The organism is Pseudomonas sp. H1_D05 (assembly GCF_054682705.1).
On record NZ_CP162825.1, the window covers coordinates 1514870 to 1538412 of the forward strand.

The 23543-nt window shown below is 58.6% G+C and carries 21 protein-coding genes; 4 read left to right on the forward strand and 17 right to left on the reverse strand.

Annotated elements, in window-relative coordinates; genetic code table 11:
• Window positions 1-57: 57 nt before the first annotated feature.
• The 5 genes from AB4O11_RS06950 to AB4O11_RS06970 form a co-directional block, all read right to left on the reverse strand.
• Complete coding sequence (locus tag AB4O11_RS06950; RefSeq protein WP_099757457.1) at window positions 58-1155, reverse strand: polyamine ABC transporter substrate-binding protein; 1098 nt, start codon at window positions 1153-1155, stop codon at window positions 58-60.
• Window positions 1156-1342: 187 nt separating this feature from the next.
• The gene (locus tag AB4O11_RS06955; protein ID WP_099757458.1) at window positions 1343-2452 is read right to left on the reverse strand and encodes a polyamine ABC transporter substrate-binding protein; all 1110 of its coding nucleotides are present in this window, start codon (window positions 2450-2452) and stop codon (window positions 1343-1345) included.
• Window positions 2453-2623: 171 nt separating this feature from the next.
• Window positions 2624-3988, reverse strand: a complete 1365-nt coding sequence (locus AB4O11_RS06960) for an aspartate aminotransferase family protein (RefSeq protein WP_093429776.1) — start codon at window positions 3986-3988, stop codon at window positions 2624-2626.
• A gap of 56 nt (window positions 3989-4044) precedes the next feature.
• The gene (locus AB4O11_RS06965) at window positions 4045-5403 is read right to left on the reverse strand and encodes a glutamine synthetase family protein (protein WP_099757459.1); all 1359 of its coding nucleotides are present in this window, start codon (window positions 5401-5403) and stop codon (window positions 4045-4047) included.
• Window positions 5404-5497: 94 nt separating this feature from the next.
• Window positions 5498-5854 (reverse strand): gamma-glutamyl-gamma-aminobutyrate hydrolase family protein, encoded by a 357-nt coding sequence (locus AB4O11_RS06970; RefSeq protein WP_116254289.1) that lies wholly within the window; start codon window positions 5852-5854, stop codon window positions 5498-5500.
• Window positions 5855-6132: 278 nt separating this feature from the next.
• Between AB4O11_RS06970 and AB4O11_RS06975 the strand changes: the two genes are divergently transcribed.
• A complete protein-coding gene (locus tag AB4O11_RS06975; protein WP_038358985.1) occupies window positions 6133-7509 on the forward strand; it encodes a glutamine synthetase family protein in 1377 nt (458 codons plus the stop codon).
• Window positions 7510-7785: 276 nt separating this feature from the next.
• On the forward strand, window positions 7786-8424 hold the full coding sequence (locus AB4O11_RS06980) for a TetR/AcrR family transcriptional regulator (RefSeq protein ID WP_116254288.1): 639 nt from the start codon (window positions 7786-7788) through the stop codon (window positions 8422-8424).
• Between the two features lie 178 nt (window positions 8425-8602).
• Here AB4O11_RS06980 and AB4O11_RS06985 read toward each other — a convergent pair whose 3' ends face one another.
• The 11 genes from AB4O11_RS06985 to argE form a co-directional block, all read right to left on the reverse strand.
• Window positions 8603-8818 (reverse strand): TOBE domain-containing protein, encoded by a 216-nt coding sequence (locus tag AB4O11_RS06985; protein WP_003229256.1) that lies wholly within the window; start codon window positions 8816-8818, stop codon window positions 8603-8605.
• Between the two features lie 27 nt (window positions 8819-8845).
• On the reverse strand, window positions 8846-9652 hold the full coding sequence (gene ssuB / locus AB4O11_RS06990; protein ID WP_093429772.1) for an aliphatic sulfonates ABC transporter ATP-binding protein: 807 nt from the start codon (window positions 9650-9652) through the stop codon (window positions 8846-8848).
• Window positions 9649-10431: an aliphatic sulfonate ABC transporter permease SsuC gene (gene ssuC, locus AB4O11_RS06995; RefSeq protein WP_003229260.1), complete on the reverse strand. Its 783-nt coding sequence runs from the start codon at window positions 10429-10431 to the stop codon at window positions 9649-9651. Before ssuC ends, ssuB begins: the two co-directional genes overlap by 4 nt.
• Window positions 10432-10439: 8 nt before the next feature.
• A complete protein-coding gene (ssuD, locus tag AB4O11_RS07000) occupies window positions 10440-11588 on the reverse strand; it encodes an FMNH2-dependent alkanesulfonate monooxygenase (protein WP_007939251.1) in 1149 nt (382 codons plus the stop codon).
• Window positions 11589-11613: 25 nt separating this feature from the next.
• Window positions 11614-12579 (reverse strand): sulfonate ABC transporter substrate-binding protein, encoded by a 966-nt coding sequence (locus AB4O11_RS07005; protein WP_099757462.1) that lies wholly within the window; start codon window positions 12577-12579, stop codon window positions 11614-11616.
• Window positions 12580-12670: 91 nt separating this feature from the next.
• Entirely contained in the window at window positions 12671-13264 is a 594-nt protein-coding gene (gene ssuE, locus AB4O11_RS07010) for an NADPH-dependent FMN reductase (RefSeq protein WP_007913832.1), read from the reverse strand.
• Window positions 13265-13598: 334 nt separating this feature from the next.
• Window positions 13599-14237: a peroxiredoxin gene (locus AB4O11_RS07015; protein ID WP_095125823.1), complete on the reverse strand. Its 639-nt coding sequence runs from the start codon at window positions 14235-14237 to the stop codon at window positions 13599-13601.
• A gap of 296 nt (window positions 14238-14533) precedes the next feature.
• Window positions 14534-15877, reverse strand: a complete 1344-nt coding sequence (locus tag AB4O11_RS07020) for an OprD family porin (RefSeq protein WP_320336177.1) — start codon at window positions 15875-15877, stop codon at window positions 14534-14536.
• Between the two features lie 419 nt (window positions 15878-16296).
• Complete coding sequence (locus tag AB4O11_RS07025; protein ID WP_093429767.1) at window positions 16297-17625, reverse strand: OprD family porin; 1329 nt, start codon at window positions 17623-17625, stop codon at window positions 16297-16299.
• A 573-nt stretch (window positions 17626-18198) separates the two neighbouring features.
• Entirely contained in the window at window positions 18199-19500 is a 1302-nt protein-coding gene (gene argA, locus AB4O11_RS07030; RefSeq protein WP_064116338.1) for an amino-acid N-acetyltransferase, read from the reverse strand.
• Window positions 19501-19773: 273 nt separating this feature from the next.
• Window positions 19774-20931 (reverse strand): acetylornithine deacetylase, encoded by a 1158-nt coding sequence (gene argE, locus AB4O11_RS07035; protein ID WP_460130380.1) that lies wholly within the window; start codon window positions 20929-20931, stop codon window positions 19774-19776.
• 155 nt (window positions 20932-21086) lie between these two features.
• Between argE and AB4O11_RS07040 the strand changes: the two genes are divergently transcribed.
• Window positions 21087-22457, forward strand: a complete 1371-nt coding sequence (locus AB4O11_RS07040) for a CYTH domain-containing protein (protein ID WP_460130381.1) — start codon at window positions 21087-21089, stop codon at window positions 22455-22457.
• 89 nt (window positions 22458-22546) lie between these two features.
• Here the strand turns inward: AB4O11_RS07040 and AB4O11_RS07045 are convergent, their stop codons facing one another.
• Window positions 22547-23011, reverse strand: a complete 465-nt coding sequence (locus AB4O11_RS07045; protein WP_257356574.1) for an Lrp/AsnC family transcriptional regulator — start codon at window positions 23009-23011, stop codon at window positions 22547-22549.
• A gap of 126 nt (window positions 23012-23137) precedes the next feature.
• Here AB4O11_RS07045 and AB4O11_RS07050 point away from each other — a divergent pair, with 126 nt between their 5' ends.
• The gene (locus tag AB4O11_RS07050) at window positions 23138-23476 is read left to right on the forward strand and encodes a hypothetical protein (RefSeq protein ID WP_093429765.1); all 339 of its coding nucleotides are present in this window, start codon (window positions 23138-23140) and stop codon (window positions 23474-23476) included.
• Window positions 23477-23543 lie beyond the last annotated feature (67 nt).

Below are 23543 nucleotides of genomic sequence, written 5' to 3' on the forward strand. Positions count from 1 at the left end.
CCCAGAAAAAAACAATGCAGTTCGCCCAATGCAGACGAACCCAGGATAGTTTGTGCCTTACTTGCCCGACTTGACCTTGGTCCAGCTGCGGGTCATCAAACGTTGAATATTGGGCGGCAACTCGGTCGACACGTAGGTCTTGTCGAGTACTGCTTGCGGTGGATAAACCGCTTCATCGGTGCGAATGGACTGTTCCATCAGCTTGTCCGAACCCGGGTTGGGGTTGGCGTAACCGACGTAATCACTGACCTGGGCAATCACCTCAGGTTTCAGCAAATAGTTGATGAAGGCGTGGGCCTCTTTGACGTTGGACGAATCCTTCGGAATCGCCAGCATGTCGAACCACAGCGCGCCGCCTTCTTTCGGGATCGAGTACGCGATGTTCACGCCCTTCTTGGCTTCCTCGGCGCGGTGCTTGGCCTGGAAGATGTCCCCGGAGAAACCGATGGCCACGCAGATATCGCCGTTGGCCAGGTCGCCGATGTACTTGGACGAGTGGAAATAGGTCACGTACGGACGCACGGCGAGCAGTTTGGCCGTGGCCTTTTCGTAATCCTTGGTGTTGGTGCTGTTGGCGTTCAGGCCCATGTAGTTGAGCACGGTCGGCATCATTTCATCCGCCGAATCGAGGAACGCGACGCCGCAGCTGTGCAGCTTCTTGATGTTCTCGGGTTCGAACAGCACGCTCCAGGAATCGATCTTGTCGATACCGAGCACTGCCTTGACCTTGTCGACGTTGTAACCGATGCCGTTGGTGCCCCACAGGTACGGCACGGCGTACAGGTTGCCCGGATCGTTTTGCTCCAGACGCTTGAGCAGCACCGGGTCGAGGTTGGCATAGTTGGGCAGCTGCGACTTGTCGAGTTTCTGGAACGCGCCCGCCTTGATCTGCTTGCCAAGGAAGTGGTTCGACGGCACGACCACGTCGTAACCGGTACGCCCGGCCAGCAGCTTGCCTTCCAGGGTTTCGTTGGAGTCAAAGACGTCGTAGACCGGTTTGATCCCGGTTTCTTTCTGGAAATCGGCCAGCGTGGTCTCGCCGATGTAATCGGACCAGTTATAAATATGTACCGTACCGGCGGCCTGGGCTCCGACGGCGATCGTCAGGCCGGCAGTGGCCAGCAGGGCTTTGCGCAAAGAAGAAAAAATAGGCAAGTGGAGGTCCTCTAAATTAGTTGGGCCCAAGTTGCCCCGCACTGCATGACAGCCATGGCTGCCCGGCAACAAAACCGGCGCGCAACTTACCCTCGAAAAACCGTTCCTGCAAAACTTCCTGTCATTTAATTGATCCGCTGGCCGCCCTCGCGGGGACGACGGCCAGCGGTTGCTGCTTCAAACCGGCTTATTTACCGGATTTGATCTTGGTCCAGCTGCGGGTCATTTCACGCTGGGTCGCTGCCGGCAAGTCGGCGATCGCATACAACTTGGCCTGCACGTCGGCTGGCGGGTAGATGCCTGGATCGCTGGTGATGTCTTTTTCCACCAGTGCGGTTGCAGCGGCGTTACCGTTCGGGAAACGTACGGCGTTGGTGATGCCGGCCATGACTTCAGGCTTCTGCAGGAAGGTCATGAACTTGTAGGCGCCTTCAACGTTTTCGGCATCTTTAGGGATGGCGACCATGTCGAAGAAGCTGCCCGCGCCTTCTTTCGGAATGGCGTAGCTGACTTTCACCTTGTCACCGGCCTCGGCGGCACGCGACTTGGCCTGCTGCACGTCACCCGAGTAGCCGACCGCTACGCAGATGTTGCCGTTGGCCAGGTCCGAGATGTACTTGGAGGAGTGGAAGTAGGTGATCGAAGGACGAATCTTGAGGAACAGTTCCTCGGCTTTCTTGATGTCTTCTTTCTTCTGGCTGTCGGTTGGCAGGCCCAGGTAGTGCAGCGCGACCGGGAGCATTTCGGTCGGCGAATCGAGGAAGCTCACGCCGCAGCCCTTGAGTTTGGCGATGTTCTCCGGCTTGAGCAGCACGTCCCACGAATCGATGGTGTCGACGCCCAGCGCAGCCTTGACCTTCTCCGCGTTGTAACCGATGCCGATCGAGCCCCACATGTACGGGAAGGCGTGCTTGTTGCCCGGGTCGCTGACCGACACGGCCTTGAGCAGGTCCTGGTTGAGGTTCTTCCAGTTAGGCAGCTTGGACTGGTCCAGCTCCTGGTAAACGCCAGCCTTGATCTGCTTGGCCAGGAAGTTGTTCGACGGTACGACCACGTCATAGCCGGACTTGCCCGCGAGCAGTTTGGCTTCCAGGGTTTCGTTACTGTCGAATACGTCGTAGACCACCTTGATCCCCGACTCTTTCTCGAAGTTGGCGATGGTGTCCGGCGCGATGTAATCGGACCAGTTGTAGACGTGCAGTACTTTGTCGTCCGCGTGAACCGCACCCGCCATCATGCCCGCCACGGACAGCGCGAGAAGTGTCTTGCCAGCAAGCTTTTTACCTAATGCCTTCATGCGTCATGCTCCAAATTTTTCTTTTTTGAACCACTTTGTTCAGCGGCCGAACCCGGACAACTGGAACCGCGGTTAGTCTGGCAAGATCCGAGGCGGTCTTTCAAGAAAAGACCGGCCTTTCTGACAGCTTTGAGCGAGAGCGCCGCAGCTCCCCCGCTCAGAGCCTAGCACTTAGCCTTGCAACGCACTGAGGGTCAGGTCCAGACACTTGCGTGCCTTGGTCACCAGCTCATCGATCTCGGCTTTGCTGATCACCAGCGGCGGCGCGATGATCATGGTGTCGCCCACAGCACGCATGATCAGGCCATTGTCGAAGCAGAACTGGCGGCAGATCATGCCGACGCCCTTGCCTTCATAACGCTTGCGCGTGGCCTTGTCCTGCACCAGCTCGATCGCGCCCAACAGACCAACCCCGCGAACTTCACCCACCAACGGGTGATCGCTCAGTTCCCGCAGACGTTTCTGCAAATACGGTGCCGTTTCGTTGCGGGCGTTCTCGATAATTTTTTCGTCGCGCAGAATGCGGATGTTTTCCAGGCCCACCGCTGCTGCCACCGGGTGACCGGAGTAAGTAAAGCCGTGGTTGAAATCGCCGCCTTCGTTGAGCACCGCCACAACGGAGTCGCGAACGATCAGGCCACCCATCGGGATGTAGCCGGAAGTCAGGCCTTTGGCGATGGTCATCATGTCGGGCGCAAGGTCGTAGAAATCGCTACCGAACCACTCACCGGTACGGCCGAAACCACAAATCACTTCGTCGGCGACGAAGAGGATGTCGTACTTGGCGAGGATTTCCTTGATGCGCGGCCAGTAGCTGTCTGGCGGAATGATCACGCCGCCGGCGCCCTGGATCGGCTCGGCAATAAAGGCACCGACGTTGTCGACGCCGACTTCGAGAATCTTCTCTTCCAGCTGGTTGGCCGCCCAGATACCGAACTCTTCCGGGGACATGTCGCCACCCTCAGCGAACCAGTACGGCTGCGCGATATGAACGATGCCCGGGATCGGCAAGTCGCCTTGTTCGTGCATATACGTCATGCCACCGAGGCTCGCGCCGGCTACGGTCGAACCGTGATAACCGTTCTTGCGGCTGATGATGACTTTCTTGTTCGGCTGGCCTTTGATCGCCCAGTAGTGGCGAACCATACGCAGCATGGTGTCGTTGCCTTCGGAGCCAGAGCCGGTGAAGAACACGTGGTTCATGCCTTCCGGCGCCACGTCGGCAATCGCCTTGGCCAGTTCCAGTGCCGGCGGGTGCGCGGTCTGGAAGAACAGGTTGTAGTACGGCAGTTCGCGCATTTGTTTGGCGGCCGCATCGGCCAGCTCATCACGACCATAACCGATAGCCACGCACCACAGACCAGCCATGCCGTCGAGAATCTTGTTGCCTTCGCTGTCCCACAGGTAAACGCCCTTGGCGTTGGTAATGATCCGCGGGCCCTTCTCTTTCAGTTGCTTGAAGTCGCTGAACGGGGCCAGGTGGTGATCATTGCTGAGTGCTTGCCACTCGCGGGTTTGCGGGTTGTTGCTGGTCATGCCAATTCTCCTTGTTATCGGTGAAGGCGCGGCTGCTGCCAGCCGCGCCCGGCGTATCAGACGGCGAAGAGCAGGTACTCACGCTCCCAGGAACTGATCACGCGCTTGAAGTTTTCATGCTCGGCCCGTTTTACCGCGACGTAGCCAGTGATGAAGGTTTTGCCCAGGTACTTCTCGATGGTCGCGCTGTTTTCCATACGTTCCAGTGCGTCTTCGATGGTCAGTGGCAGGCGCAGGTTGCGGCGCTCATAACCACGGCCCACCACCGGCGCGCTCGGGTTCAGGCCTTCGATCATGCCGATGTAGCCGCAGAGCAGGCTCGCGGCAATCGCCAGGTACGGGTTGGCGTCGGCGCCCGGCAAGCGGTTTTCCACACGGCGGTTCTGCGGGCCGGCATCGGGTACGCGCAGGCCCACGGTGCGGTTCTCTTCGCCCCACTCCACGTTCACCGGTGCCGAGGTATCCGGCAGGAAGCGGCGGAACGAGTTGACGTTGGGTGCGAACAGCGGCAGCAATTCCGGGATCAATTTCTGCAGGCCACCGATGTGGTGCAGGAACAACTGGCTCATGGTTCCGTCTTCATTGGAGAAGACGTTTTTGCCGGTTTCGATGTCGATGATGCTTTGGTGCAAATGCATCGCGCTGCCCGGCTCGCCGGTCATTGGCTTGGCCATGAAAGTCGCGGCCACGTCGTGCTTGAGTGCTGCTTCACGCATGGTGCGCTTGAACACCAGAATCTGGTCGGCCAGCGACAGTGCGTCACCGTGACGGAAGTTGATTTCCATCTGCGCCGTGCCGTCTTCGTGGATCAGCGTGTCGAGGTCCAGCTCCTGCAGTTCGCACCAGTCGTAGACATCTTCGAACAGCGGATCGAATTCGTTCGCCGCTTCAATGGAGAACGACTGACGACCGATTTCCGGACGGCCCGAGCGGCCAATCGGAGGCTGCAACGGATAGTCAGGGTCGTCGCTGCGCTTGGTCAGGTAGAACTCCATTTCCGGCGCGACGATCGGCTGCCAGCCCTTGTCGGCATAGAGCTTGAGAACTTTCTTGAGGACGTTGCGCGGCGACAGCTCGATCGGGTTGCCCTGCTTGTCGTAGGTGTCGTGGATCACTTGAGCAGTTGGCTCGATGGCCCACGGCACCAGGTACACGGCGTTCTGGTCGGGGCGGCAGATCATGTCGATGTCGGCCGGGTCGAGCAGTTCGTAATAGATGTCGTCTTCGACGTAGTCGCCGGTCACGGTCTGCAACAGCACGCTTTCTGGCAGGCGCATGCCTTTTTCGGCGATGAACTTGTTGGTCGGCGAGATCTTGCCCCGGGTGATACCGGTCAAGTCGGCGATCATGCATTCGACTTCTGTGATCTTGTGGTCTTTCAACCAATCGGTGAGCTGGTCGAGGTTGTTACTCATAAATGCCTCTGGGCTGAGTCTCCTGACAGGATGTCAGGCAAAGTTTGACGCTTTGAGCGTCGCGTTAAAGGGGGCTTGCTCGCGCAGTACCGGCTTACGCCTGGCACCGCGCATAGACAATGAAAGAGGAGCTTACCTGCCCTTTACGCTGGCGTTGCATTTCCTGTGCACAGACGAGGCGTGCAGAATCATGAGCACGGCTGGGCACGCGACACAGGCTTTGGGAGTGAAAGCGATCTATATTGGAAGGGGACGCCATAAACAGGATGCTGTCCCGTACGTCCAGAATATCGGACGCTTGCGCTTGAGCGACCATGGACGGGAACATCGTCGGCAACGATTCAGCCATGCTGGCTGCGCTACGGACGGATTTTTCGCCACTGATGTGATGAGCATGCAGACCGGACTGTTGCGAGCAGTCGGTGATGCCGATTAACGGCAGGCGAGACATGAAGCACCCCGGTATTATTGCTGTTATGGGTTTGATCGGAGCTTAGCCTTGTTCATTTTTTTACACAACACCCCCGTAAAAAATACAACACGGCCTGCTCAAGCCCGCGGGTGGCAAGCTTCCTCATGACAAAAAACTGCCCAAAAATGCCCCATAAATGCCCTCACAGCGCTTTTTTAGGGCAAAAAAGGCCTCGCTTGACTTCGGCAGGCCGTTCGGGTTGACTGAAACCAGAAAAGATCAATGATTGATATTTTTAACAACAAAGGTGTTGCATCATGTCGGTACCCCCGCGTGCCGTTCAGCTTAACGAAGCGAACGCGTTCCTTAAGGAACATCCTGAGGTTCTGTACGTTGACCTTCTGATTGCGGATATGAATGGTGTGGTGCGCGGCAAGCGCATTGAACGCACCAGCCTCCACAAGGTTTACGAGAAAGGCATCAACCTGCCGGCCTCTCTATTTGCTCTGGATATCAACGGTTCCACGGTGGAAAGCACCGGCCTGGGCCTGGACATCGGCGACGCCGATCGTATCTGCTATCCAATCCCCGATACCCTGTGCAACGAGCCATGGCAGAAGCGCCCGACTGCGCAACTGTTGATGACCATGCACGAACTCGAAGGCGACCCGTTCTTCGCCGATCCGCGCGAAGTGCTCCGTCAAGTTGTTGCAAAGTTTGACGAACTGGGCCTGACCATTTGCGCCGCATTTGAACTCGAGTTCTACCTGATCGACCAGGAGAACGTGAACGGCCGTCCTCAGCCGCCACGCTCGCCGATCTCCGGCAAACGCCCGCACTCGACGCAGGTCTACCTGATCGACGACCTCGACGAATACGTTGACTGCCTCCAGGACATTCTGGAAGGCGCCAAAGAGCAAGGCATTCCGGCCGACGCCATCGTCAAGGAAAGTGCCCCGGCGCAGTTCGAAGTGAACCTGCACCACGTAGCCGACCCGATCAAGGCGTGCGACTACGCGGTACTGCTCAAGCGTCTGATCAAAAACATCGCCTACGACCATGAAATGGACACCACCTTCATGGCCAAGCCGTATCCGGGCCAGGCAGGTAATGGCCTGCACGTACACATCTCGATTCTGGATAAAGAAGGCAAAAACATTTTTGCCAGCGAGGATCCCGAGCAGAACGCCGCGCTGCGTCACGCGATCGGCGGTGTGCTCGAGACCCTGCCCGCGCAGATGGCGTTCCTCTGCCCGAACGTCAACTCCTACCGTCGTTTCGGCGCACAGTTCTACGTGCCGAACTCGCCGTGCTGGGGTCTGGACAACCGCACCGTGGCGATTCGCGTACCGACCGGCTCTGCCGATGCCGTGCGTATCGAACACCGCGTGGCCGGTGCCGACGCCAACCCGTACCTGTTGATGGCTTCGGTACTGGCCGGCGTGCATCATGGTCTGACCAACAAGATCGAGCCAGGCGCGCCAGTCGAAGGCAACAGCTACGAGCAGAACGAGCAAAGCCTGCCGAACAACTTGCGCGATGCCCTGCGTGAGCTGGACGATAGCGAGGTGATGGCCAAGTACATCGATCCGAAATACATCGATATTTTCGTCGCCTGCAAGGAAAGCGAGCTGGAGGAGTTCGAGCACTCCATCTCCGACCTTGAGTACAACTGGTATCTGCATACCGTGTAAGCGGTTGTAGCGCCAAACAGAACGCCGTCGGCTCTTGCAGCCGGCGGCGTTTTTTTATGTCCGGACTCAGATCCCAAGGGTGGGGGTGAATGGCCGCCTGCGGCGGTTCGCGAGCAAGCTCGCTCCCACAGAGATCTTCAGTGAACATGGGTTGTGTGTACACAGGAGATCCCCTGTGGGAGCGAGCTTGCTCCGGGCGGCGCTCCGACGAAAGCGGCCGACAAGACAACACACAAGCCGGCTCGTACAATGCCCGCTGCCCCGCAGGAGACTCCCATGACGCGACCCGCCCCCGTCCGCAAACCCCGTGCCCGCAGTCAGGCGCGCATCGATTCGATACTCGACGCCGCGCGTACATTGCTGGCCGCCGAGGGTGTGGCGAGTCTGTCGATCTACAGCGTCGCCGAGCGCGCGCAGATTCCGCCCTCCTCCGTGTACCACTTCTTCGCCAGCGTCCCGGCGTTGCTTGAGGCACTGACGGCGGATGTGCACGCCGCGTTTCGCGCCTGCCTGCAAGCGCCGATTGATCATGACGCCTTGCGCGACTGGCGCGATCTGTCGCGGTTGGTTGAGCAACGGATGCTGGAGATCTACGATGAAGACGCGGCGGCGCGGCAGTTGATCCTCGCGCAACACGGTTTGACCGAAGTGACCCAGGCTGACCGTCAGCACGACATCGAACTGGGCGATCTGATGCACAAGCTGTTCGATCATCACTTCGAGCTGCCGAGGCTGCCGAAGGATGTCGATGTGTTCGCCCTGGCGATGGAGTTGGGTGATCGGGTATATGCGCGTTCGGTGCAGCAGCATGGGCAGATCACGCCGCGCATGGCCGAGGAAGGGATGCGGGTGTTTGATGCTTATATCGGCCTGTATCTACCGCCGTATCTACCCAAAAGATCTCTAGTGCTCTGACTGGCCCTTTCGCGAGCAAGCTCGCTCCCACAGTGATTTGTAGTGAATACAACATCTGTGGGCAACACCGAACCTGTGGGAACGAGCTTGCTCGCGAAGGCCGCACCGCAGTTTTCAGATCAGGCACAAAAAACCCCGAACGGCTCACGCTCTCCGGGGTTGTTTTTTACTCACCGACTTACAGCTTGGCGATCGACACCTCGGTGGATTTCACAAAGGCGATCACTTCGCTGCCGACCACCAGTTCCAACTCCTTGACCGAGCGGGTGGTGATCACCGAAGTGACAATGCCGGAAGCGGTCTGCACGTCGATTTCCGACAGCACGTCACCGAGGACGATTTCCTTGATCGAGCCTTTGAACTGGTTGCGGACGTTGATGGCTTTGATAGTCATGGCAATGATTCCTGTCGTTTGCTTGAGTTATTGAGCCCAACGCAGTTGCGTAGGCAGTGGTGAAACAGGTTCCGGCGCCGGCGGTTCGCCGGGCAGGGAGAGAACACGGTTAAGCACTTCGGTTTCCAGCGCCGCCAGTCGGTGCGAACCACGCACTCGCGGTCGCGGCAGTTCCACATGCAGATCAAGACCGACTTCGCCGTCCTCAATCAGAATCACCCGGTCGGCAATCGCCACCGCTTCGCTGACGTCGTGAGTCACCAGCAGCACGGTGAAGCCGTGTTGTTGCCAGAGACGTTCGATCAGTTGCTGCATTTCAATGCGGGTCAGTGCGTCCAGTGCGCCGAGCGGTTCGTCGAGCAGCAGCAGACGCGGTTGATGGATCAGCGCCCGCGCCAGTGCAACGCGCTGCTTCTGTCCGCCAGATAACGCCGCCGGCCACTCATTGGCACGATCCGCCAGACCGACTGCTTCCAGCGCATCCAGTGCTTGCTGACGCCAGTTGCCCTTGAGCCCAAGGCCAACGTTGTCGATGATCTTTTTCCACGGCAGCAGACGTGCTTCCTGGAACATCAATCGGGTGTCTTCCCGCGCATCGCTGAGCGGCGCAGAACCGGCGAGCAAGTCGCCGCCAGTCGGTTGATCGAGCCCGGCGAGCAAGCGCAGCAAGGTACTTTTGCCGCAGCCGCTACGCCCGACCACGGCGACAAACTGCCCTGCCGGAATGTGCAGATCGATGTCACGTAACACCTGCCGCGCGCCGAAGGTTTTCTGCAGGTTGCGCACTGCCAGCGGAATCCCGCGCAGCAGGCGTGGAGGTTGTTGAGCAGTCATGCCGCACCTCCTTTGGCAACCTGATAGGCCGGGTGCCAACGCAACCACACACGTTCAAGTCCACGTGCCGCGAGGTCAGCGAGTTTGCCGAGCACTGCGTAAAGCAGGATCGCCAGCACCACCACGTCGGTCTGCAAGAACTCGCGGGCATTCATCGCCAGATAGCCGATGCCCGAGCTGGCGGAAATGGTTTCGGCGACGATCAGCGTCAGCCACATAAAGCCCAGGGCGAAGCGCACGCCGACCAGAATCGAAGGCAGCGCACCCGGCAGAATCACCTGCCAGAACAGGCTGAAACCGCTCAGGCCATAACTGCGCGCCATCTCCACCAGCGCCGGATCGACGTTGCGGATGCCGTGATAGGTATTCAGGTAAATCGGGAACAGCGTGCCCAGCGCCACCAGAAAAATCTTCGCCGACTCGTCGATGCCGAACCACAGGATCACCAGCGGAATCAGTGCTAGGTGCGGCACGTTGCGGATCATCTGCACCGAACTGTCGAGCAGGCGTTCGCCCCATTTCGACAGACCGGTGATAAAGCCCAGGACCAGACCGATGCTGCCGCCGATGGTGAAACCGAGGGCTGCACGCCAGCCACTGATGGCCAGGTGCGTCCAGATCTCGCCGCTGCGCACCAGGCTCACGCCGGCCTCGATCACCGCCACCGGTGCCGGCAGAATCCGTGTCGACAACCAACCCGCCGACACCGACAACTGCCACACCGCTAGCAACAACACCGGCAACGCCCAGGGCGCGAGGCTGTGGATGATTTTCTTCATGGCGCGCCTCAGCTCTGCGACGCGGCTTTGGGAAGAATGTCGTTGGCGACCATCTCGCCGAACGGGCTGACATAACCGGCGCTTTTCGGCAGTTCCGGGCGCTCGATGTCGAGATGCGGGAACAGCAGTTCAGCGACGCGGTACGACTCTTCGAGGTGTGGATAACCGGAGAAGATAAAGGTGTCGATGCCCAGATCGGCGTATTCCTTCACGCGCGCGGCCACGGTCGGGCCATCGCCGACCAGCGCCGTACCGGCACCACCACGCACCAGACCGACGCCGGCCCAGAGGTTAGGGCTGACTTCGAGGTTGTCGCGACTGCCGCCGTGCAGGGCGGCCATGCGTTGCTGGCCGACCGAATCGAACCGCGCCAGCGAAGCCTGAGCACGAGCGATGGTGTCGTCGTCCAGGTGCGAGATCAGCCGATCCGCCGCTTGCCAGGCTTCAGCGTTGGTTTCACGGACGATCACATGCAGACGAATGCCGAAGCGCACGGTGCGGCCGAGCTTGGCGGCTTTGGCGCGCACCTGTTCGATCTTCTCCGCAACCGCTGCGGGCGGCTCGCCCCAGGTCAAAACCATTTCCACTTGTTCTGCAGCCAGATCCTGCGCCGCTTCCGAAGAACCACCGAAGTACAGCGGCGGACGCGGTTGCTGGATCGGCGGATAGAGCAACTTCGCGCCTTTCACGCTGATGTGCTGACCGTCGTAATCGACGGTTTCGCCTTCCAGCACACGACGCCAGATGCGGGTGAATTCCACCGAAGCCTGATAGCGTTCTTCGTGGCTGAGGAACAGACCGTCGCCGGCCAATTCTTCCGGGTCACCGCCGGTGACCAGATTGAACAGCGCACGGCCGCCGGACAGGCGATCCAGCGTGGCTGCCTGCCGCGCCGCCACCGTCGGGGAAATGATCCCGGGGCGCAGAGCCACGAGGAATTTCAGGCGCTGGGTCACCGGGATCAGCGACGCTGCCACCAGCCATGAGTCTTCGCAAGAACGGCCGGTAGGAATCAGCACACCGCCGAATCCCAGACGATCCGCCGCTTGCGCGACCTGTTGCAGATAACCGTGGTCGACGGCGCGAGCGCCTTCGGCGGTGCCAAGGTAATGGCCGTCGCCGTGGGTAGGCAGGAACCAGAAGATATTGAGGCTCATGGAGTGGTCTCCTTAGGAATTCGAATTACTGCGCTTTAGCCACAGCGGCCGGTGGTGTCCAGATCACATCCTTGATGCTCAATGGCTTGGGAATCAGCTTGAGCTGGAAGAACGTGTCGGCGATCTTTTGCTGCGCGGCGACCACTTCCGGGGTCAGGAACAGCGCGCCGTAGCCCTGGCGTTTCACCGAGGTCAGGGTGATGTCAGCCGGCAGACCGAGCAGTGGCGCAACCTGTTGGGTCACGTCTTCAGGATTGGCTTTCGACCACTCGCCGACTGCGCGCACTTCTTCCACGAGGGTCTTGATCACCTGAGGATTTTTCTCGGCGTAAGGCTTGGTCGCGAGGTAAAACTGGTGGTTGTCGACGATGCCTTTACCGTCGCGCAGGGTGTGCGCTTGCAGTTGTTTCTCGGCGGCAGCCTGGTATGGATCCCAGATGACCCAAGCGTCGACGCTGCCACGTTCGAACGCAGCGCGGGCATCGGCGGGCGGCAGGAAGACGGTTTGAATGTCGGAGTATTTGAGGCCGGCGTCTTCCAGTGCGCGCACCAGCAGGTAGTGGACGTTGGAGCCTTTGTTCAGGGCGACTTTCTTGCCCTTGAGATCGGCCACCGATTTGATCGGCGAGTCTTTCGGCACAAGGATCGCTTCGCTGTTCGGCGCTGGCGGTTCGTAGGCAACGTAAAGCAGATCGGCGCCGGCAGCCTGGGCAAAGACGGGCGGGGTTTCGCCGGTGACACCGAAGTCGATCGAGCCGACGTTCAGGCCTTCCAGCAGTTGCGGGCCGCCGGGGAATTCAGTCCATTGCACGTCGACGCCTTGGGCGGCCAGACGTTTTTCCAGAGTGCCCTTGGCCTTGAGCAGCACCAGCGTGCCGTACTTCTGATAACCGATCCGAAGAGTCTCGGCTTGAGCTTGAGTGATGGCGCCGAAGGTGACAGCCGCAGCAAACAGAGCGACCAGACCACGACGCAAAAATACAGTGCGCATAGCGCTCTCCTTTTTGCTGTTGGGTTTTGGCTGCACCTGCTTGGCCGTTAGCGGCTGAGTAAGGTGAGTGGAGCAAATTCGGGTGTGGCTTTTAAATGCTCCAGCGAGCACTCAACAAACGTTCGTTCAACAGGCCCGGTTCCAGCGGTTTCGGCCGGCGGGCCATGGCGCCGACAAACTGATCCAGCGCTTCATGCAGTCGCTGCTCCAGCGCCGGTGCCAGTTGTGCTGCGGCACTGCCTTCGCCGTAAGCGATCTGGCTGTCCTCGGCGAAAATCCCTTGGAGCATTTCCTGGGCTTTCAGCGCGGACAACACAGGCTTGAGCGCGTAATCGACCACCAGCATGTGGGCGATGCTGCCGCCGGTGGCCATTGGCAAAACAATCTTGTGGTTCAGGGCGCGCTCCGGGAGCAGATCCAGCAACGTCTTCAACGCGCCGGAAAACGAAGCCTTGTACACCGGCGTGGCGATCAACAGGCCGTCGGCGTTTTCGATCTGTTGCAGCAGGTCGAGCACCTTCGGGCTGTCGAAGCGGGCGTGAAGCAAATCTTCGGCCGGGAAGTCCCGCACCTGATAACTCACCACTTCCACCCCTTGCGCCTGCAACCAGCGTTGCGAGCGTTCCAGCAGCACCCCGGAACGGGAGCGCAGGCTGGGACTGCCACCGAGTGAGACGACCAGCATCGAGACAATTCCTTAAGCGTTTCAGGCGATTCGCGGGTTGCGATCTCGCTTCGATGGGAATGACCTTACCAGCTGATTCATATATCCATAAATCATATTTATTCATTTGGTTATGCGTTTTGGAGATATACGATTCGCTTTGTTTCGGGCGAAAAAAAAGGCCGTCGAAACGGCCTGAAATCCCCTGCTTAGTAGCAACCACTGATCATTCCCACGCTCTGCGTGGGAATGAATCCATGGACGCTCCGCGTCCACTGTGACGCGGAGCGTCACGGGCGGCATTCCCACGCGGACGGTTCGACGCCTCGACGTGGGAACGATCTGCCCGGTGAGATCACTTATTCGGCTGTGGCGTCAGGCGCAGGTACGGCTTCACCGCGCGATAGCCCTTCGGAAAGCGCTGCTTGATCTCGTCCTCATCCTTGAGCGACGGCACGATCACGACCTCTTCACCGTCCTGCCAGTTGGCCGGCGTAGCCACCTTGTAGTTGTCGGTGAGCTGCAGCGAATCGATCACCCGAAGAATCTCGTGGAAGTTGCGCCCGGTGCTCGCCGGGTAGGTGATGGTCAAACGAATCTTCTTGTTCGGATCGATCACGAACAGCGAGCGCACGGTCAGCGTGTCGTTGGCGTTCGGGTGGATCAGGTCATACAGATCCGAGACCTTGCGATCGGCGTCCGCCAGGATCGGAAAGTTGACGACAGTGTTCTGGGTTTCGTTGATGTCTTCGATCCACTTGTGGTGCGAATCCACCGGGTCGACCGACAGCGCGATGGCTTTGACGCCGCGTTTGCTGAACTCATCCTTGAGCTTGGCGGTGAAGCCCAGCTCAGTGGTGCACACCGGAGTGAAGTCCGCCGGGTGGGAGAACAGCACGCCCCAGCTATCGCCCAGCCATTCGTGGAAACGAATCTTGCCGGCGCTGGAATCCTGTTCGAAATCGGGGGCGATGTCGCCGAGTCTGAGGCTCATGGTGCTGCTCCTGATGAGTTGTTCGAGACCTCAACTGTAGCCCGGGATTTGCCATCGTTAAAAAGAATAAATAACTAGATATCTAGATCATTATTGAATATTAAATATCTGTTCACTGGACGCTGGCAGGCATCCCGACGACCATCGGTCGCAAGGTTCGAGAAGGCCTTGAGTTGCTTTAAAGAGGGAAGTTTCGGGGATGGCTTACGGGGGTGAGCCTGACTCGAAAACGCAAAAGCCCCGTCCGGCGCAATGCCGGACGGGGCTTTTTTACATCAGCGAATCGAGGCGCGCTATTACAGCAGCGGGATCGAGTAGCTGACGATCAGGCGGTTTTCATCCTGGTCACGCTGACCTGGGATGTCGTTGCGCCACATGGCGTTTTTCCACATCACGCCAACGTTTTTCAGCGGGCCTTCCGGTACGACATAACCGATGGTCAGGTCGCGTTCCCACTCGGAACGGCCATTGCCGTTTTCAAGGCCGTTTTTACCCACAGTGTCGATGTTGTCGCCACGCAGGTAAACCATACCGGCAGTCAAGCCCGGCACGCCGACTTTAGCGAAGTCATACGAGTAGCGTGCTTGCCAGGTGCGCTCGCCGGCACGGCCGAACTTCTGGATTTGCATGTCAGTGATGGTGTAGTTCGACGAACCGTCACCTTGGTTCAGCCAAGGGAAGTCGCTGCTACCGTTGGAAACCTGATAGCCGCCACCGAAGGTGTGACCGGCAACGGTATACAAGAACAGGCCGCTGTACAGATTGTTGTCGACCTTACCTTTACCGCTTGTCTGACCGGTGTAGTTACCATTGCTGTAGTAAGCCGGAGTGTTGGAGTTAGCACCATCATCCGAGCTGTTGAAGTAACGGAAGTCAGATTTCAACACGCCAGGGCCAATTGCCCAGTTGTGGACAAGCCCAAGGAAGTGCTGCTTGTAGAAATCTTCTAGGTTGCCGTAGTAGTACTGAGCAGTCAGGTCCTTGGTGATTTTGTAGTCACCACCACCGTAGATGAACTTGTTGCTGTTGGTAATACGTGCGGTTGCACCACCAATGGACATGTTTTCGTTGTTGCTGGAGTTACGTCCCTTCACGGCTTCGATCTGACCGCCAACCAGAGTCAGATCCTTGATTTCGCCAGAGGTAATCTGTCCACCCTGCCACGTTTGCGGCAACAGACGACCGTCGTTGGTCACGATCACTGGCAGTTTCGGCTGCAGGGTGCCCAACTTCAGTTCGGTCTGAGAGATCTTGGCTTTGGCAGTCAGACCCAGACTGGAGAAGCTGTCGACAGCGTCACCATTGTGTTCGCTTGGGAAAACGGTGCCGCCGTAGTTACCGATACCGTTGGTGCCACCACCCGAATCGAGACGCACACCCAGCAGACCAATGGCGTCGATACCGAAACCTACAGTGCCTTGGGTGTAACCAGAGATGAAGCGCAGATCGAAGCCTTGGCCCCATTCTTCGTTCTTCTTCTGAGCGCCAGCCGCTTTTGTGCCGGAGTCACGGTTATCGTTGTTGATGTAGAAGTTACGCAGCCCCAAAGTAGCTTTGCTGTCTTCGATGAAACCGGCGGCGCCTGCCTGCTGCGCCATAACCCCTACGGCCACAGCCAGGGCCAAGGTGGACTTGTTCATGTATCGCTCCTCTCGTTTCTAATTTTTTTGCTTTTTTTACTGTCGGTTCCGGATCTATTGCCCGAAATCCTCAACGCTTGATCGCGACGGACCATCTACCCCCGGTCAAAGCCGCGAAAGGATACCCCGGCATAGTCCTTAAAAGAATTGTTTCACTCTTTTTCAGAGCGTCGAGGCATATATATAGGCAGCGCAGACTGGAGGTATCGGCTTCAACACCGATTCCTGAACCCTGCAGATTGTCGAGGGACAAAAATGCCAAAACACCGCAGCGTATTTTGAACGCCGCACGGGTCTACTTTAGGCCTTCGCCGAAGAACATAAAAAGAATAAAAATCGCCATTAGACTTATATTTTGGAATATAGAAAAATGCGCAAAAAAAACCTTGCCGAGGGGCAAGGTTTTTTTTCAGGACTTGTTACAGGAAGCTGTAGGTGTAGTTGAAGATCAGGCGGGTCTGGTCCTGATCGGCAATATTGATTTCGCTGCCGCGATAAACACCATTGCGCAGTGTCACACCAAAACCTTTGAGAGCACCCTGTTGAATGGTGTAGTCGATACGCATGTCCCGTTCCCACTCGGACATATCGCTGCCGGTGCCATTCGTTGCCTTGATGTTGTCGCCATGCAGGTAAGCGATCGAGGCTTTGAGGCCAGGTACACCCAGGCCTGCGAAGTCATAGGAGTACTGACCGAAGGTGGTGTTTTCACCGGCACGAACGAAACCGTTGATCATGGAGTCGGTGAACAGATAGAAACTGGCGCCACCGGCACCTTCAGGGCGACCGTTGCCATCGACCACGTTGCCTTGGTTCAGGTAGACGAAGCCACCGTCATCGTTGACACGTTGATGGCCAAGCAAGAAGGCGTTGCCACCCAAGGTGTAAGTGAACATGGCGCTCCAGGTCTTGTTATCGACCTCGCCCGGGTTCTTGGCATAACCACCGTTGTTATTGAAGCGGTAGCCTGCGTCCCCGTTCTTGCCATCGGAGCTGCTGTCGAAATAGCGGATGTCCGTCTTGAACGACTGGTTGGTGCCGATCGGAAGCACGTGTATCAGACCAAAGAAGTTCTGCTTGTAATAATCCTGCAGGTTCGAATGGTAGTACTGCAGGGTCAGGTCTTTGGTGACCTTCCAGTCAGCACCGGCATAGCGGAACTGGTTGCTGTCCTGCGTACCACCGGCCACAGCTAGGCCGGTGCTGTTTGTCGAGGCGCGACCCACAGCGTGCTCGAGCTGACCAGCATTGAAGGTAACGTTGTCGATTTCCTTGGAGGTGATCGTGCCACCCTCGAAGGTTTGAGGCAGCAGACGGCTATCGTTCGCAACCAGAATCGGCAAGCTAGGTTGCAGAGCGCCACCCAGGTGAGCTTCGGTCTTGGACAGACGTGCCTTCACGTTGCCCGCTACGCGGCTCCAGGACTGCGTTGCTGAACCGTCGGAGTCACTTGGGCTGAACGAGTTATTGTCTGGGTGGTGCCCACGGCCACCATCCAGGTGAATGCCGCTGAGCGCCTGCACATCAAGACCAAAACCGACCGTGCCTTGAGTGAAACCGGACAGGTAATCAAACTTGAAGCCCTGCGCGGCTTCTCGCTGATCTGCGCCGCCATCACGGTTGTCGTTGTTGAAATACATGGTGCGGGAACTGATAGAAGCCTTGCTGTCTTCGATGAAACCCGCGGCACCTGCCTGCTGCGCCAATACCCCAAAGGCCACAGCCACGGCCAAGGTGGACTTATTCATTGTTAAGCTCCTCTCGTTTCTAATTCTTGTTGACCTGGCCCGGATCGATGCCCGGGTTCCAAAGGTTAGCGATTAGCGCCAGAGCGTGACCCACAAGTCAATCGTAACTTTGTGTGTCTACGACCATAGTCTAATCAGCGGTTTTTTGGTCCATGCAGATTCATGAGTTCGTCATGAATCTGAAAAGAATGGATGCCTTCTTTTCTAATACCCTTTAGGAATTTAACGCCCGTGTTTGCACGCCCTGGTGCTCCCCACAACAACGCGCCGATTAATTCCTGAAGAGTATTAAGCTGCCCTGTTTAGCGAGTTTGCCCTGAAGCAATCCTGTAACAGTTTCATCACCCCAGCAGCTAACCCAGCGCACTATCCGGATCAATTGTTACAGTTTATGTGTCGGCAGATTTTTTTCACGCACGGCGCAGCCGTCGTCCTTGCCGGAATGCACCAAGTCATTTCAGCCGGGGATTTCAGCGGAGGGGAATCAGTAGGAGAGGTTCAGCTTGGAATGCACAACAGGTGCAGCAATGTGAGGACCTCGCAGCCGGCCCCCACTCGCCACACCCTGATGAATCAAAGGGTCTTTTCGAAGATCTTCGAATTACGCTGAAAGTTGTACAGCGAAGCCCGCGCCGCTGGCAGGCGTTCAACGCTGCTCGGCTCGAACCCACGCTCACGGAACCAGTGCGCGGTGCGCGTGGTGAGGACGAACAAGGTCTTCAACCCCTGCGCCCGTGCGCGGGTTTCAATGCGCTCCAGCAGTTCATCGCCGCGACCGCCATGGCGATACTCCGGATTCACCGCCAGGCACGCCAGCTCACCGGCATCGGAATCGGCAATCTGATACAGCGCCGCGCAGGCGATGATCATGCCTTCACGCTCGACCACGCTGAACTGCTCGATCTCACGCTCCAGCACTTCGCGCGAGCGACGCACCAGAATCCCCTGCTCTTCCAGCGGGCTGATCAAGTCGAGCAAACCGCCGACGTCTTCAATCGCCGCCTCACGCACCAGTTCGAATTGCTCTTGCGCGACCAGCGTACCGCCACCGTCACGGGTGAACAGCTCGGTCAGCAGCGCGCCGTCCTCGGCGTAACTGACGATATGGCTGCGCGCCACACCGCCACGGCAAGCCTCGGCAGCGGCATCAAGCAGTTCCGCCTGATAATTGCTGCTGCCCAGACGCTGTAAATGCGCCGGCACTTGCTGTGGACGCAACTCACGCACCAGTTTGCCGTTCTCGTCGATCAGACCGAGATCAGCCCCGAACAGCAACAGCTTGTCAGCGCCCAGGTCGATAGCGGCGCGGGTGGCGACGTCTTCGCAGGCGAGGTTGAAGATTTCACCGGTCGGCGAGTAGCCCAACGGCGACAGCAACACGATCGAACGCTCGTCGAGCAGGCGATTGATGCCCTTGCGGTCGACCCGGCGCACTTCGCCGGTGTGGTGATAGTCGACGCCTTCCAGCACACCGATCGGCCGCGCGGTAACGAGGTTGCCGCTGGCCACGCGCAGACGCGAGCCCTGCATCGGCGACGAAGCCATGTCCATCGACAAACGTGCTTCGATGGCGATGCGCAATTGGCCGACTGCATCGATTACACATTCCAGGGTTGCGGCATCGGTGATGCGCATGCCGTGGTGGTAATGCGGGGTCAGGCCACGGGCGGCAAGGCGGGTTTCAATCTGCGGGCGCGAACCGTGCACCAGCACCAGGCGCACGCCGAGGCTGTGCAGCAGGACGATGTCGTGGACGATGTTGCCGAAATTCGGATGCTCCACACCGTCGCCAGGCAGCATGACGACGAAGGTGCAGTCGCGGTGGGCATTGATATAAGGGGACGCGTGACGAAGCCAATTGACGTATTCGGGCATGAACCTGGGCCTGTAATAAATAGCAGCCAAAAAAGGGGCGAAACGGAAAACGCACAGCGGGCTGATGGTTATCGTCGGAACAGGCTTGGCGACACGCGCGCTCTCCTCATGAATACGGGTTGGGTTGCTGGCAATTTACAGCGTTTGATCGGGCAAAACATAGATCCCTTGTAGGAGTGAGCTTGCTCGCAAAAGCGGTGTATCAGATACATCAATGTCGACTGACCCGACGCCTTCGCGAGCAAGCTCGCTCCCACATGGACAGTGTTCAATTCATAGAACTTTGTCCGGGGTCAGGCAGTAATGTTCAATCAGTTGCCGTAATAGATGCACGGTAGGCTGCAAACGTGACATTTCAAGGTACTCGCCGGGCTGATGCGCACAGGCAATGTCGCCAGGGCCGAGCACGATGGTTTCGCAACCAAGGCGCTGAAGATAAGGTGCTTCGGTGCCAAACGCTACTGCTTCGGCGCTGTGGCCGGTGAGCTTTTCAGCAATGCGCACCAGTTCAGCGTCTTCGGCCTGCTCGAACGACGGCACTTCCGGAAACAAAGGTTTGTAGTCGATCTTCACCTGGTGGCGTTCGGCGACCGGGTTGAGTTTGCGCAGAATCTCTGCGCGCAGGACTTTCGGGTCCATACCCGGCAATGGCCGCAGGTCGAATTCCAGCGAACACTGGCCGCAGATACGGTTGGGATTATCGCCGCCATGGATGCAGCCGAAGTTCATCGTCGGTTGCGGCACGCTGAACTGCGGATTATTGAATTCGCGCTGCCACAGCAGGCGCAGGCCGCGCAGTTCGCCGATCGCATCGTGCATCGCTTCGAGGGCGCTGTGGCCCAGGCGCGGATCCGACGAATGGCCACTCTGCCCGAGAATGTCGATGCGCTCCATCATGATGCCTTTGTGCATGCGGATCGGTTTGAGCCCGGTCGGCTCGCCGATCACCGCCGCACGACCCAGCGGACGCCCGGCCTCGGCCAGTGCGCGGGCGCCGGACATCGAGCTTTCTTCATCGCAGGTGGCGAGGATCAGCAGCGGCTGCTTGAACGGCTGATCGAGCAGCGGCTGCACGGCTTCGATTATCAGCGCGAAGAACCCTTTCATGTCGCAACTGCCCAAGCCAACCCAGCGGCCATCAACTTCGGTAAGTTTCAGCGGGTCGGTCTGCCACAACGCATCGTCGTACGGCACCGTGTCGCTGTGCCCGGCCAGCACCAGCCCGCCGGGGCCGCTGCCGAAACTGGCGAGCAGGTTGAATTTGCCGGGGCTGACCTGCTGGATATCGCAATTGAAACCCAGGTCGCCCAGCCAGTCGGCGAGCAAATCGATCACCGCGCGGTTGGATTGGTCGAGGTTCGGTTGGGTACAGCTGACCGATGGCGCGGCGATCAGCGCAGCGAACTGGTCTTGCATGGACGGCAAAGGCATCGCTGACTCCAACTCCCGATTTGAAGTCCATCATAGAACCATCCGGCGTCAGGAATAAACCGCCGCAGGGCGTAGGACGAATCAGTCCTGTACACTGCACGGCCTTGGCAGCCACATATTCCCCGGCTGCGCTCCCGATCCTGGATTTTCCGGCCATGCAGAAAGAAACCGAAATCAAACTCCGCGTCAGCCGCGAAACCCTCGCTGCGCTGCGCGAGCACCCGTTACTGAAAAAACGCAACAAAAGTGGCTGGGAACGCCGTGAGTTGATGAACCAGTACTTCGACACCCCTGAGCGCGATCTGGCCCAGGCCAAAGTCGCCCTGCGCCTGCGCAAGGACGGTGACGAAGTCATTCAAACCCTCAAGACCCGTGGCCAAAGCGTTGCTGGTCTGTCCGAACGCAATGAATACGACTGGAAGTTGCCGAAAGCCAAGCTCGACGTGAAGAAACTCGACGGCGAATGCTGGCCCGAGTCGCTGGCCGAGCTGGACAAGAAAACCCTCAAGCCGATCTTCACCACCGACTTCGTCCGCGAGCGCGCCGAAATCGCCTGGGGCCGTGGCAAGAGCAAAGTGGTCATCGAAGCCGCGCTGGATCTCGGTCACGTTGTCGTAGGCAAGCAGAAAGAAGAAATCTGCGAGCTGGAACTGGAGCTGCGCGAAGGCGAGCCTGCCGCGCTGCTGGAACTGGCCGCCGAACTGGCTGAAACCCTGGCGTTGATGCCGTGTGACATCAGCAAGGCTGAGCGCGGCTATCGTCTGTACGACGCCAACAGCTATTCGCTGAGCCTGCCGGCGCCGGAGCTGACCCCGGAAACCCAACTCGACGACGCCTTCGCCGCGCTGAGCTGGCATTTGCTCGGCAGCAGCCAGCGTCTGGCCGAACAGTACCGTTTCAACGGCCACTGGCGCCTGTTGCTCGACTGGGTCGAGAACCTCGCCGAAATGCGTGCCCTGTTGAGCAGCCTCGGCCAGGCCGCGCCGCGTCAGTCGACCCACGATTTGCGCGTCGCGCTTGATGCATTGCTGGAAGACTGGCGTCCGCTGGTACAGGCCGGCATCGAAGATGAAGACGTACGCAAGGCTGCGCCGGAGCAGTTCCTCGAAGAGCTTGAAGATCCGCGTTGGGGCCTGTTCTCGCTGAGCACGTCACGCTGGCTGCTGGCTCGCACCTGGGCCGCCGAGCGCAACGTGCGTGGCAATCGTCAGGGCGGTGCGCAGTTGCATAGCTGGTTGCCGCGCCTGTTGGGCGAAGAAGCTACGGCCCTGCAATTGCAGCGCTATCAGCAGCAGCCGGAAGATCTGGCTGAACAACTGCCGCGTATCGAGCGCATTCAGGTCTGGCTGCACCACGCGCGCAACGTGCTGGAAATCCCGGAAATGGATCGTCTGTACGGCGAGCTGAACAAATTGGCGCAACTGGCCAACGAGCCGACAATCACTGACGAACTGCTCGACGCGCGCAAGCAACAGGCGATTGCGGTTTACCAGAATCGCGCGTGGAAAATGCTCCTGCGTATGTAACACCGCTTTCGCGAGCAGGCTCGCTCCCACTTTGGAATGCAATTCCCTGTGGGAGCGAGCCTGCTCGCGAAGAGGCCAGCCGCCTTACTTCAAACCGGCAAGCTTGTGGTGGACTTGATCTCCGACAACGCCACAATCGAATTCACTTCCTGAATCCCCGGCACCAGCGACAGCTTCTCGAAAAAGAATCGCTCATACGCCTCGATGTCCGCCGCAACAATCCGCAGCAAAAAATCCACCGCACCCATCAGCACATAACACTCCAGCACTTCCGGAAAGCCGCGAATCGCTTCGGTGAACTCGGTGAAGTTCGAACGCCCGTGGGCGTTGAGTTTGATCTCGGCAAAGATCTGCGTATTCAGGCCAATCTTCTTGCGATCAAGCAAGGTCACCTGGCCACGAATGATGCCCTCCTCCTTCATCCGCTGAATCCGCCGCCAGCACGGCGATTGCGACAGGCCGACCTGCTCGGCGATCTGCGCGCTCGACAGCGAGGCGTCCTCTTGCAGGAGGGCGAGAATCTTGCGGTCGTAGCTGTCCAGCTCATTGTGCATAGAAAAACCTCTAATCGAACATTTTGCGAATTGATCATTTCGATCAATCGTCAATAACGACGATCATAGCCAAGAAATACCCGGCGTCGAATGTAAAAATTCCTCCAGAGATTTTGGAGACTCGCCATGCCACACCTCGAAGCCGTAACCACCTCGCCTACCCGCGCCGACGTCTGGAACGTCAGCAACGCCCATTGCCTGGCGCAGTATCAGATCCTCGCCGAGGCCGAGCCGGATCTGCTGGTGCGGGTGCTCAACCTGTTCGCACTGCAGTTCCTCACGCCCGAGCAGGTCAATGTGCAGCGCATGGATGATCTGCTGTCGATCGACCTGGTCATGGGCGGTCTCAGTTGGCATCGCGCGCAAGTGATCGCGGAAAAACTTCGTAACCTGATCAGCGTCTGCTCGGTCAATCTGCAAAACGCCGACAGTGCTTGGGATGCCCCCGCGCAAGCCGCTGGCTGACAAATCCGGCAACGGCTTCATCGGGTAGTGGCCCAACGGTCTGCGGGGCCGCGACTATCCTTTTGCG